Source organism: Bradyrhizobium sp. MI1.11, from assembly GCF_055811255.1.
The window spans coordinates 345,483-357,713 of record NZ_JBVVPM010000002.1 but is presented as its reverse complement, the minus strand read 5'-3'; the positions used below and the strand labels follow the sequence as shown (position 1 = coordinate 357,713).

Genomic DNA, 12,231 nt, shown 5'->3' with positions numbered 1-12,231 from the left:
CATACAGGTGGTGCCAATCACTCGGCCTTCCCTGCGCGATGGTTGGACGGCTTATGCCGTGCTCTCCCGGGAGCCGAACTTTCCTTCTGGCCTCCCTCGCCTCGCGAATTGGATGATGCTGTCTGCCCGGTTGGGCTCGCACACACCTCCGCGACAGCTTGACCGTAGCAACGACGGCCAGGACCACACGGTTTTGCCGTACGCGCATTCGCCATTTCGCCGCAGGGTTCGACGGCCTCGTGCACGTAGCCATCGAAATACCGACGAGACGAACTTCACAGCGCCGCTCGTCCGCACGTGGCCACGGGCTCACAGGGAGTACCCGCCCTGCCCGCACCTCTCATGCCGACGCTGCCGCGTCCACCGCAAGCCCGGCTCGCAATCAAGACGACAACGAGATCGCCCCTCAAGGATGAGCCGGGATGACCGACACATACGCCGTTTCCGAATTTCGGTAAAGTAGAATATTTTAGACACACCGTCTTGACACGAGCATGTCAAGAAATGGTCGGGTGTTTTGCCCGACGGGTCACGGCGACTGCATCGTGAAAGTCAGATCAAGGCGACCCGGGATCACGCGGCCCCGCATCCGGGCTGCAGGATCACGCAATCCGGCGCGGCGCTGCCGCAGCACGTCGTCTCGCAACTGCTGACCAGCGCGGCCACGGTCGCTTCCAGTGCCCGCAGCTCCGCAATTTTCTTCCTGATCGATCCGAGATGCTTCTCCGCAAATGTCTTCGTATCGCTGCAAGGCAAGCGCCGCTGACCCGATGCGAGGATGTCGCGCGTCTCGTCGATGGAGAAGTCCAGTTCGCGGCAGTGCCGGATGAGACTGAGTGCCTTGAAAGCCTCTCCGCCGTAGACGCGCTGGCCGCCCTGGCGCGCTGGCGGCGTCAGAAGACCGATGCTCTCGTAATAGCGGATGGTGGGAACCGAAACGCCGGCCGCCTTGGCGAGGACGCCAATTCTCATGGAGCTCTCACTTTTCGCTTGAACCTCAAGTGGCTTGAGGGCGTAGCGATCCGGTCCGTGGCGCACAAGCATGAGGAGAATCACATGAGCGTTATAGGACCGTCCTGCAACCTTCCGTCCGAGACGTCGCCAGGATGCGGCTGCGCGGCCAAGCTCGAACCAGGGACCGAACCAGGAGGCGGCAAGGCCGCCGGCACGGCGGTCGCGGCCGCGGTTGTCGCTGTAGCCTGCACGGCGTGCTGTGTGCTTCCCTTTACCCTGCCCGCTGTCGTGCTCGCCAGTGCAGGCAGCCTGATCGCCGTGTTCGACCATGCGCACGGGCTGATGACGATACTGTCCATCGCCGTCGTGATCTGCGCCTGGGGCTGGATCGTCTGGCGATCGCGGACGCGCGGCTTGAAAATCCGATCGTCCGTGCTGGCTGCAATGTGCGCCGCGACCGTTCTGACCGCGACAGCCGCGCTGTGGCCAGTGATGGGGCCCGCTGTCTTCCAGGCCCTCGGTCTCGCCAAGAAGCCGAAGCATCCGGCCGGCTGATGGACGCAATCACGATCTTCGGACTGCTGTCGGTCAGTGCGATGCTGTTGTTCTACGCGCTCGAGCCGCGCGGACCGCATTTTGTGCTGGCCTTCGCGGCAGCCTGCGCGCTCAGCGCGGTCTATGGCTTTCTCCAGGGGACCTGGCCGTTTGGGCTTGTCGAGACGGTCTGGACAGCGGTCGCCTTACGGCGCTGGGTCCGGTCATCGCCATGACCGGAACTTAAAGCCTTGGAGGCGCCTACGCGTTCCGCATCGCACGGCCGAACGGATCGACCAGGCGGACGATCTCACAGGCGGCAACGAGGCCGGCGAGCCAGACGGCGCTGGTCAGCCCGATGCGCGCAACGATGGCGGCGGTGAAGGCGCCCTCGCCGCCGAGGACCGGCGTCGCGACAAGCAGCGCGAACTCGTAGACCGCGTAGGCGGCAGCGAACGCAATCGCCAGCATCAGCGGCGTGCGGCCTCGTGGCAGCCTACGGAGGACCGTCGATGCGGCTGCGGTCGATAGCAGCGCAGCCGCGCCGATGACGAAGCCCCAGGCGATGGTGCTGATGTCGATCGGATAGTGCAGCACGCCGAAACCGATGGTCTGGTTGACCAGCCAGGCGCCGGTGACGACGAGCAGCGCCGGACGCAGCGGCAGCATCGCGGCGGCGATAACCGCGAAAGCGGCAAATGGCGTGGCGCAGGCGAATGCAAAGCTTGCCAGCGCGCATGACACCGTCAGCAGCGCGAAGCCGAACAGCGGCGCAAGCCGCGGCGCAACCGGGTACAGACGGAAACGGTCGCCGTGAGAGGGCAGGATCTGACGGGGCATGGATGAACTCCTGCCGGCGATCCTAGCACATTGCATTGGTTGGATCGCCTCCCGCGACAGTTCCAACTGCCCCATCGGAGGTCGTGAGAGATGGTAACGCGCCCTCTTGTCCTAGAACGGGCCGGCTACGCTCGCCCTCTTGCGCGCTGGGCTTGAGCCCAGGCCGCGGTGACGTCGCGCGGCGGGACGTCGACGCGCCGGATCGGCGTCAACTCGCCGGAGGCGGAGATGATCGCGGTCTCCTCGCGGCGGCAACGCGGGCACACGAAGCGGACCTCGTTCGGCGAAGCCGACCAGCTCGAACGTTTTACATTGGCGGCCATCGGCCAGGCTGCGCAGTGAGAGCATGACACCAGGAACCGACCGGGATCGAGCATACCCATTCCAAAGGACTCCGCGTCCTGCCATCCCTTCAATGATTAATCCATGTGAATCGTTCCGGTGCCGAGACACCGCCAAGGACACCGTCAAGGAACCGTCAAGACACCGTCGGCCCCGAACCAGGAGGCGGAGCGGCTCAATGGGCGCCCTTGAGCGTGCACGACGTGGTGCAGGTGACCGTGTTGCCGTGGTCGCACGCCTTGCAGGCGGCAACGCATTGGGTCATGTCGCGGGGATTGAAGGAGCTGTAGTTCCGCATCGCGCAGACTGGGGTCGAGCCGGTGATGTCCTGCTCCTGGTTGCAGGCTGCCGTCATGAGTCCAAACATGATGACCGCGAGGAGGCGCATGGGATCGCCCTGTGAGGCACGACAAAACAATCTCGCGAGGCGCGCTGCACCGCAGCGAGCCTCGGCATTTCCACAGCGGAAATCGCCGCAGGCGTCCCCGCTTCTGCATTGAGGATGCGCGCCAAGTGTTAAGAACGGATTGCCGGCGTCAGGCCGCAGCCTTGCTCGCGATGGCCTGCCGCATGTCCACGGCCAATTGGCGGTACTGCTCCGATAGCTTCAGATAAAACTCGCGCTTGGTGCTGTCGGTGGCCAGCCTGGCGATCAGCTCGCATTCGGCGGTGAGCGTCTCGAACCGTTCGAGCCTGTTCTCAAGTTCTGTCATCGGCGTGTCCCCGTCAAACGCCTCAAGGACATCAAACCTAAGCCCGGGAAATAGGTCACAGCGAACATCGTTATCGAGTAGAATCAATTTTTCCGCGCGGCCGGCTATTTCTGCTCCAACCGCCACGCGCCGTCCCAGCCCTCGTCCGGCGGATTGGCCTCGAACCGCGCAATACGGGCAAGCATTGCCCGCGACGGGCCGTCGCCGGGGACGGCTTCAAGTGCCGCGTTGAAGGCGGTACGGGCCTCGTCGAAGCGGCGGGCGCGATAGGCCGCGAGGCCTTCGGCGTAGTGCGAACGCAGACTCTCATGCGCGGCAGTCAGCGCGCCTGCCCGGCCCATCACCTCGAAAATCGTTTGCGGCACGCTTTGGCCGGCGACCGCAAGACGATCGACCTCGCGCAATTCGAGCTGTGAGCCGATCGCGTCCGCCGTCGCCTGCGAGATCAGGATACGGGTGCCAAAGGTCTTGTTGACGGCTTCCAAGCGCGAGGCGAGGTTCACGGCATCGCCCATCACGGTGAAGCTCATCATCAGCTCGGAGCCGATGCTGCCGGTCAAAACCTCGCCGGTGGCGATGCCGATGCGCAGATCGCATGGCACCGGCATGGCGCGGATGCCGAGGAGATCCGGGAGCTGCTTCTGGAGCGCGGGCACCTGGTCGGCCATGTCGAGCGCGGCGAAGCAGGCAAGCTGAGCCTGCTCCTCCTCCTCGATGAAGGGCGGCCCCCAATAGGACATGATGGCATCGCCGATGTATTTGTCGATGATGCCGCGGTTGCTCCTGATCGGACCGGACATGACGGTGAAATAGTGGTTCATCACCCTGACGAGACCGCGCGGGGTCATGCCCTCGCTCATCGAGGTGAAGCCGCTCATATCGCAGAACATGATGGTCATGACCCGGCGCTGGCCCTCGATGGCGACCTCGGGCCGGTCGATCAGGCCCTGAACCACCTTGGGATCGATATAGCGGCCGAAAGTCTCGCGGATGCGCTCGTTCTGGCGCAACTGCTCGACCATGCGGTTGAAGGCGGCAGCGAGCTCTCCGATCTCGTCCTGGGTCGAGACGCTGATAGTCTTGTCGAAATGGCCTGCCTCGACCTCGCGGGTGCCGGCCAGCAGCAGCCGGACCGGTCGCGTGATCCCGGTGGAGACCATGATCGCAAAGGCAAGTCCGACGATCGCCGCGAGGATGGTCACGATGCCCGAGACGATGATCGCCTGGCGCTGATGGCGGATGACCTGGGCGGTGCTCACGAACACCTGCGAGAGCATGTCGGCTCGGATCGCGTCGATCCGCTGGGTGAAGAGGTCGCGTAGCGCGTCCACATGGACGAGCACGTCGGGCGCGCCCGCAAAGTCCTTGTCATCGAGCAGCCGGAGCAGCTTGGCGTCCTCCTCGTCGAGTTCGCGGCGAAGCTCCTTGACTGCATTCTCGATGCGCGTCTCGATGCGGGCGAGTGCCGCGTTGTCCGACGGTGTGCTCTCATCGTTGATGATCGCGTTGATCAGCTTTCGCGCGGCTTCGGCCTCCTGCTCGACCTGGGCGTCCGTTTCCCTGAAGATCTTCAGCCGCGCCGCAAAGCCCTCCTCGTCCGGCGGCGTTTGCATTTTGGCGATCACCATGCGCCGCATCGCCAGCGCCCGCTCCAACGAACGCACATTGGACCGCGCCAGGTGGCCGTAAGCCGGAATATACCGGGCGGTCAGCTCATCCAGAAGATGGCCGACGCGGCTCGACATCACCATCGACAGGATCGCGGTGACGACCATCAGGATGATGAGGCCGAGCGCAATCCCGACGATCTTGCGCCGGATCGACTGGTTGAAAATCGGCATGGGCGCGGGACAATGGGCTGAAGGGGAAAGGCCTTGGAACCAATACAACGGATTTGCCGCCGGGAATACTCGCAATTTGGCCGCTTGTGGCGTCCTGAACCGCCGCAACCGTCGCGCGAGCCTTGTTCGTTAATGAAGGTTAAGAAACCCGCTCGACCCGCCGCTGCACAAGTTCCCTCGCTCCATCCGTATTTCGCCGCATTGTTGGAACAGCTTGAGGATGCGAAACGATGTCGTGTCACCGTTTTTGACGCCGTTTTGATTCTCGAACCGCATCTCGTCGCGGACTTTGGTTTGTACTGGTTTCGCAGGGGGACCACGGAATGAACCAGTGCCTACGCTCGCTTGCGTGCGTCGTTGCCGTGGCCGCTTTGGCCTTCATCCCTACCGAGCTGGCAGCGAAGAGCAGTCAGAAATCGTCCGCGCCGAAGAAGACGCATGAGGCGAAAGCCGGCAAGCAGCGCCACGCCTCCGCCAGCAAGGCGCGGCACGGCAAACGTGCCGAGGCCAAACGCAACTCGAAGAAGCAGGACGACGCGCCCTCGGACAATCCGGCAGCCCCGCCACTGACTGGCGATCTCGCCGCGCTGAAGGATGCCATCGATCTCGCGCGGAAGGGCAAGACCGAGGACGCGAGCGCGGCGCGCGACCGCATTGCTGACCCGGCGGGGCAGAAGCTCGCCGACTGGTTCATGCTGCGCCATTCCGAAAGCACGGCCAATTTCAAGCGCTACGCCGCCTTCCTCGCCGCCAATCCGGACTGGCCGAGCAGCGCGCTGCTCCGCCGCCGCGCCGAGGCGCGGCTGTGGCAGGAGAAGGCCGACGCGGCGACCGTGCACAAATTCACGATGGACCGGCCGACCAGCGCCAAGGGCAAGTTCGCACTCGCCCGCGTGCTGATGACCGAGGGCGACAGCGACCGGGCCGAGCGTCTGGTGCGCGATGCCTGGCGCACGGACGAATTGTCCGAACGCAGCGAGGAAGATTCCTACGAAGCGTTTCGCGATCTCCTGACCACCGAGGATCATCGTGCCCGCATGGACAAGCGCCTCGGCGCCAAGGACTACGCAGGTGCGCGGCGCGCAGCCAAGCGGCTCGGCGAGGATGCGCTCGCGATCGTCAAGGCCTGCGCCGCCGTCACCGGCAAGGCCAGCAAGGCCAAGGATTACCTCGAGGACGTCTCGGCCGAGGCGCGCCGCGACCTCGGCTATGTGCTGTGCCGCGCGCAATGGCATCTCCAGAATGACCGCATCGACGACGCGGCCGAGGTGATCCTAGCCGCCGCGCCCGATACGATGGCGGCGCAAGACACCGACGCCTGGTGGCGCGAGCGCCGCCTGCTCGCGCGAAAGCTGCTCGACCAGGGCAAGTTCAAAACCGCCTACGACGTGGTGCGCTCGGCGGCCGTGCCCGCGATGGAAGTCTATCGCGTCGACTATCACTTCATGTGCGGCTGGATCGCGCTGCGCTATCTCGATGATCCCAAGGCGGCGATGACGCATTTCGCCGCGATCGACGAAGGCTCGGCCAACCCGATCGCGCTGTCGCGCGCGCATTATTGGCGCGGTCGCGCGGCGGAGGCGATGAACGCAACCGCCGATGCGCGCCTGAGCTATCAGGCGGCGGCGCGCTATCCGACCGCCTATTACGGCCAGCTCGCCCGCGCCAGGCTCGGCCTCGACCGCATCGAACTGCGCGGGCCCTCGCCCGTGCTGGCAGCAGTCGACACGCCGCCCGCGGACGAGCGCGTGCGCGCCGCCGACATGCTCTACGGCGTCGGTGAGCGCGACATGGTGTTTTACTACGCCGAGGATTTCGCCAAGGAGAGCACCGACGTGGCGGCGCTCGAAGCCCTCGGCGAGCTCGCCGGCCGGCGCAACGATGCGCGCGTGATGCTGGAGGTCGGCAAGTCGGCGCTGGCGCGCGGGCTCGCACTCGATCACTACGCCTTCCCGACCATCGGCATCCCTGAACATAAGCAGGTCGCGCCCGCGATCGACCCCAGCGTGATCTATTCGGTGGCGCGCACCGAAAGCTCGTTCGACCAGCGCGACAAATCGGCCGCCAACGCAGTCGGGTTGATGCAGGTGACGCCGGAAGCGGGCCGCGACACCGCAAAGCGCTTCGGCCTGACCTATGACTGGGACAAGATGGTCTCCGATCCCGTCTACAACACGCAGATGGGCGCGGCCGAGCTCAGCGCGCTGATGTCGGAATACCGCGGCAATCAGATCATGACCTTCGCCGGCTATAATGCCGGCCGGGGCCGCGTGCGCGAATGGGTGCAGGCGCGCGGCGACCCCAGGGATCCCAAGGTCGATCCGGTCGACTGGGTCGAGCGCATCCCGCTGTCGGAGACGCGCAACTACGTCCAGCGCGTGATCGAGAACGTGCTGGTCTATCGTGCGAGGTTTGAGGCCAGCAGCGTCGTCGCGGCGAAGTCCGAGCAGCGCGTTACGACGCCGAACGTGGGCGCGATGCCGACGGCATCGGCCGCAGCCGCCGCGCCCTAGCTTCGCGACGCCGGGGCTGGACGCGGCGTGAAGCTGGATGCGGTGACTGCGACCGACCTCTCTGCGCGGGTCCGCATCGTTCGGCGAGCCGTCACCTCCTTCCGTGGTCAGAGGGTTCGTACGCGCGCAGAAATGCTTCCGTCAGCGAGCGCGAGAGCGCACCCGTCTGCAGTATCCAGTTCCAGCTCGACACCGTGATCGCTTCGAGCGAACTGCGGTAAGGCCAGAGCATTTCCACCGTCGTCTGCTGATATCGACGGTAGCAATCATAGTCGCAGTACCGCCGCTCAGCGGGCACATGGCGGACGTAACTCGCGCCCAACGGTTGCGCGCACGCGCTGCAGGTACCGCCGTGGCGAGGCCCTTCCTGATTGACGAGCATGAATCTCATAGCGATGCCCTCTCACCCGGACGGCAAATCCACCGCCCGTTTCGCTCTCCTATCCGCTCAAGACGCCGCTCGTGTGCGTCCCTCGATCAGCGGCGCAGCTTCGCCATGAAGCGCGTAACACTCGTAGCCGCAGTAGGGCAGCAGCGTCTTCGCATCGCGCAGATAGCCGCCGCTGATCTCCTCGCAGCACCACAGGCAGAACGTTTTGCGGAAAGGGGTCCTGCCGTTCACCAATATGAACCTCATGTGGCACCTCCGAGCGCAAAGCAGTAGACCGTGTCGACGGATCCGGTGACTGGTGCTTACGCCGCCTGAGACCGAAACAGCCATCGGCGATCGCGTTCGCGGCGCGCCCTGAAGCGATCGAGACATTTCCGGGAGCAAAGCGGCGCTCGCCAGGAATAATACCGGATCAGGCCGAACTTCCCGCTGCAGACGGCGCAGCTTTTTGCCGCGGAAGGGCGCTCGGAGTGTTCGGGCTTATCGCACATGATCTCTCCTCCTGGCCTCTGATGGGCGCCTCTGACGGTCGAGGATCCCCACGGGCGCTGATGCACAATCATCACGTTCGTCAACGAAATGCGGCTTCTCAATCGTGACCAGCCAGATCATCGGCAAGTCGGACGCCGGCGGAGGCGAAGCTCGCCTCTTGAGCGCACGACGCCGCGCTACTCGACGGTTCGTGCTTCGCGATCGACTTCACTGGATTGCCGGTGAGACTAGTCCGCATGCGACGGGCCGCTCAATTGTACGGAGGTAAATGCAGCGTATGACTAGGGTTGCGCGACCTATACATAGGTTTGTCCGGTAATTTTCCGGAGTTTCGTCTACCCGCAACGAGACGGCGCAACGGCGGCAAGCTGCACGGAGCCCGCGAATTCTCGACTCGGAATCCTGCTTTGGTCGGAGGGAATTGCCCCTCCTGTCGCAAAGTGCTCTACTCGCCCTGCCCCCAAGCGGGCCGGGACGCCTGCGATGATGCCTGGCCAGATCGCAAAATTAGGGAATTCGGCCGCGCAATTCCTGCTCGGCGGCCTTGCGGCGCTTCGATCTCTCGGCAATGCAGCGAAAGACGGACCTGCGGCTGGAGAGGGCCGGCGGCAGGACAATGCCGACCTGCGCGACGCCGTGAAGCAATGGCGACAAGTGTTCGAGCACAATCCGGTCATGTATTTCATGGTCGATCCGGCCGGAACGGTGCTCAACGTGAATACATTTGGCGCCGCGCAACTGGGCTACAGCGTGGCCGAACTGACCGGCCAATCTGTGCTGAACGTCTTTTTCGAAGAGGACCGCGATTTCGTTCGTCGCTGTGTCGGGCTGTGCCTGGAAACCGTGGACCAGTCGCACACCTGGGAGATTCGCAAGATCCGGAAGGACGGCTCGGTTCTCTGGGTCCGTGAGAACGCCAAGGCCATGCGGCGCGGCGACGGCACGCCGATCGTGCTGGTCGCCTGCGAAAACATCACCCAGCGCAAGGAGGCGGAGGATGCGCTGCGCCAGAGCGAGGCCTACCTTGCCCAAGCGCAGGAGTTGAGCCGCACCGGCAGCTTCGGCCTGAGCCTGGCAACCCGCGAGGCCGTCTGGTCCAGGGAGACCTTTCGCATCTTCCAACGTGACCCGCAGGTCAAACCGACGCTCGATTTTGTTTTCCAGCGCATCCATCCGGAAGATCGCAATGCGGTCAGCAAGACCCTTGATCGGGCCTTCCGTGACGTCGGCGATTTCGACCATGAATATCGTCTGCTGATGCCCGATGGATCCATCAAATATCTCCATTCCGTGGCACGCGCGGTGAGACATGGATCCGGCCACATCGAGTTTGTCGGAGCGGTCACTGACGTCACTACGGCAAAGGAAACCGAACAGCGACTGCGTCGCAGCGAAGCCTATCTAACCGAAGCCCAGCGCCTCAGCCATACGAGCAGCTGGGCCTGGGACGTGCGCCGTCAGGAATTCGCTTACCGATCGGCCGAACTCTATCGCCTGTTCGGATTTAACCCGGACCAGATTGATCTGTCGGCGCAGGCCTTCCAACAACGGATCCTCGCCGAAGACTTTAAGCGGATCGTCGATGTGGAACGTCAGGCAATCCGGCAAAAGCAGCCTTTCGAAGTTGATTTTCGGATTGTGCGTCCGGACGGTTCGGTACGACACGTCCATACGGAGGGGCATCCCGTCGTCGGCGGGGACGGCGATGTGACGGAGATCATCGGCACCCACGTCGATGTCACCGAGCAGTTTGCCGCAAGACAAGCGCTGCAAAACGCCTTTGACGAGCTCAAGCTGTCCGAGCAGCGATTTCGCGACTATGCCGAAACCGCCTCGGACTGGTTTTGGGAGAGCGGGCCGGACCACCGTATCACACGGATTTCGGAACATGCCGACACGGCCGGTCCCGTGCCCACGGGCGTGATCGGCCTCGCCCGTTGGGACATTCCGCCCGATGCCGAGCTCGAGCCCAAGAAGTGGGAGCGGCATCGCGCGACACTCGATGCCCACCTTCCGTTTCGCGACCTGGTCTACCGAAGCAAGGATCGCAACGGATCTCCGATCTACGTGCGCACCAGCGGCAAGCCCTTGCACGACGCGAACGGCAACTTTCTCGGCTATCGTGGCGTCAGCAGCGACGTGACGGCGGCGATCCGCGCCGAGCAGGCCGAAGAAGCACTGCGCAAGGCGCAAGCCGAGCTTGCTCACGTCACGCGTGTCACGATGCTCGGCGAACTCACGGCCTCGATCGCCCATGAGATCAATCAGCCTTTGGCCGCCGTGATCTCCAATGCGGATGCCTGCATCGGATGGCTCGACCGCGAACCGGCCGACCTGAATGCCGCGCGCCGTTCCGTGGAATGGATCGTCGAGGACGCCAATCGCGCCAGCGAGGTGATCCGCCGGATCAGAGCGCTTGCGAAGAAGACCGAGATCGAGATGGCTCCGGTCGACATGAACCAGCTCGTCAGGGAGACGGTGGCGCTCGTCCGCCGCGAGCTTGCCACCCATGCCGTGTCGGTGCGAATGGAGCTGGCGTCCGCTCTGCCCAGAGTCTGCGGCGACCGGATCCAACTGCAGCAGGTGCTGATCAACCTGGTCATGAACGGGATTGAAGCCATGCACGCCAATGTGGAACGCCCGCGCGAGCTTGCGATCCGCTCCAGCCAGGTGAGCGAGCACGGCGAAGGCCGCATGCTCCTGATCGTGACAGACAGCGGGGTCGGCCTCGGCAACGGCGCGACGGAGCGCATCTTCACACCTTTCTTCACGACAAAGCCGAGCGGCCTGGGGATGGGACTGTCGATCTGCCGATCGATCATCGAGGCTCATGCGGGCCGGCTCTCGGCCTTCCCCAATGACGGAAGCGGAGCAACATTCCAGATTGCCCTGCCCTTGCCGATCGAGGACACGTCGTGACCGACATTCCCAAGGCGGCGACGGTGCAGACGAGCTCCGACGATCCGATCGTCTTGATCGTCGACGACGATCCATCGATGCGCCGTGCGCTCACCAACCTCTTTCAATCCGTCGGCCTCAAGGTCCAGGCTTTCGGCTCCGCGGCGGAGATCATGGAAGCCAAGCCACCGGCGGTCCCCAGCTGCCTTGTGCTCGACATCCGCCTGCCGGGCTCAAGCGGCTTTGACCTGCAGTCGGACCTCGCGAAGGCGAACATTCACACGCCCATTATCTTCATCACCGGTCATGGTGATATTCCGATGACCGTCAGGGCCATGAAAAGCGGCGCCATCGATTTTCTGACCAAGCCGGTGCGCGACCAGGACATGCTGGATGCGGTTCGGGCCGCGATCGAACGGGATCGCAAGCGACGCAATGCCGAGGAGTCGGTCGCGGGAGTGCGGTCCCGCTTCGAGGGTTTGAGCGCGCGCCAGCGCGACATCCTCACTCTGGTGGCATCCGGCCTGATGAACAAGCAGGTCGCGGCCGAGCTTGGATTGGCCGAGATTACCGTCAAGATCTATCGTGGGCAGATCATGCGGAAAATGGGCGCCAAGTCGTTGGCCGATCTCGTCAGAATGGTGGAGGCGCTCGGAATCTCACGCCCGGGCGGAAAGGTGCAAACCTAAGTATGCTTTTCAAGCTCGCTCCAA

General features: G+C 64.0%; 12 protein-coding genes. 5 read left to right on the top strand and 7 right to left on the bottom strand.

Translation table 11 applies throughout. From position 1 onward, the window contains the following. Positions 1 to 573 precede the first annotated feature (573 nt). Positions 574 to 972: a MerR family transcriptional regulator gene (locus tag AC0L30_RS03600; RefSeq protein ID WP_007590644.1), complete on the bottom strand. Its 399-nt coding sequence runs from the start codon at positions 970 to 972 to the stop codon at positions 574 to 576. Positions 973 to 1,056: 84 nt separating this feature from the next. Between AC0L30_RS03600 and AC0L30_RS03595 the strand changes: the two genes are divergently transcribed. Beyond that, entirely contained in the window at positions 1,057 to 1,509 is a 453-nt protein-coding gene (locus AC0L30_RS03595) for a hypothetical protein (protein WP_007590643.1), read from the top strand. Beyond that, a complete protein-coding gene (locus tag AC0L30_RS03590; RefSeq protein WP_007590642.1) occupies positions 1,509 to 1,724 on the top strand; it encodes a hypothetical protein in 216 nt (71 codons plus the stop codon). Before AC0L30_RS03595 ends, AC0L30_RS03590 begins: the two co-directional genes overlap by 1 nt. Positions 1,725 to 1,749: 25 nt before the next feature. Here AC0L30_RS03590 and AC0L30_RS03585 read toward each other — a convergent pair whose 3' ends face one another. The 5 genes from AC0L30_RS03585 to AC0L30_RS03565 form a co-directional block, all read right to left on the bottom strand. Next, positions 1,750 to 2,328, bottom strand: a complete 579-nt coding sequence (locus AC0L30_RS03585) for a hypothetical protein (RefSeq protein WP_007590641.1) — start codon at positions 2,326 to 2,328, stop codon at positions 1,750 to 1,752. A gap of 125 nt (positions 2,329 to 2,453) precedes the next feature. Continuing rightward, the gene (locus AC0L30_RS03580; protein WP_007590640.1) at positions 2,454 to 2,711 is read right to left on the bottom strand and encodes a hypothetical protein; all 258 of its coding nucleotides are present in this window, start codon (positions 2,709 to 2,711) and stop codon (positions 2,454 to 2,456) included. 134 nt (positions 2,712 to 2,845) lie between these two features. Continuing rightward, entirely contained in the window at positions 2,846 to 3,058 is a 213-nt protein-coding gene (locus AC0L30_RS03575; protein ID WP_007590639.1) for a hypothetical protein, read from the bottom strand. A gap of 148 nt (positions 3,059 to 3,206) precedes the next feature. After that, the gene (locus AC0L30_RS03570; protein ID WP_007590638.1) at positions 3,207 to 3,383 is read right to left on the bottom strand and encodes a hypothetical protein; all 177 of its coding nucleotides are present in this window, start codon (positions 3,381 to 3,383) and stop codon (positions 3,207 to 3,209) included. 104 nt (positions 3,384 to 3,487) lie between these two features. After that, on the bottom strand, positions 3,488 to 5,224 hold the full coding sequence (locus tag AC0L30_RS03565; RefSeq protein ID WP_007590637.1) for an adenylate/guanylate cyclase domain-containing protein: 1,737 nt from the start codon (positions 5,222 to 5,224) through the stop codon (positions 3,488 to 3,490). A 323-nt stretch (positions 5,225 to 5,547) separates the two neighbouring features. Here AC0L30_RS03565 and AC0L30_RS03560 point away from each other — a divergent pair, with 323 nt between their 5' ends. Beyond that, positions 5,548 to 7,737, top strand: a complete 2,190-nt coding sequence (locus AC0L30_RS03560; protein ID WP_007590636.1) for a lytic transglycosylase domain-containing protein — start codon at positions 5,548 to 5,550, stop codon at positions 7,735 to 7,737. A gap of 448 nt (positions 7,738 to 8,185) precedes the next feature. Here the strand turns inward: AC0L30_RS03560 and AC0L30_RS03555 are convergent, their stop codons facing one another. After that, positions 8,186 to 8,374 (bottom strand): hypothetical protein, encoded by a 189-nt coding sequence (locus AC0L30_RS03555; protein WP_007590634.1) that lies wholly within the window; start codon positions 8,372 to 8,374, stop codon positions 8,186 to 8,188. A gap of 729 nt (positions 8,375 to 9,103) precedes the next feature. Between AC0L30_RS03555 and AC0L30_RS03550 the strand changes: the two genes are divergently transcribed. Together AC0L30_RS03550 and AC0L30_RS03545 are read left to right on the top strand one after the other, a co-directional pair. After that, a complete protein-coding gene (locus AC0L30_RS03550) occupies positions 9,104 to 11,539 on the top strand; it encodes a PAS domain S-box protein (protein ID WP_473403764.1) in 2,436 nt (811 codons plus the stop codon). Further along, complete coding sequence (locus AC0L30_RS03545) at positions 11,536 to 12,207, top strand: response regulator transcription factor (RefSeq protein WP_007590631.1); 672 nt, start codon at positions 11,536 to 11,538, stop codon at positions 12,205 to 12,207. The genes AC0L30_RS03550 and AC0L30_RS03545 overlap by 4 nt, the downstream gene beginning before the upstream one ends. Positions 12,208 to 12,231 lie beyond the last annotated feature (24 nt).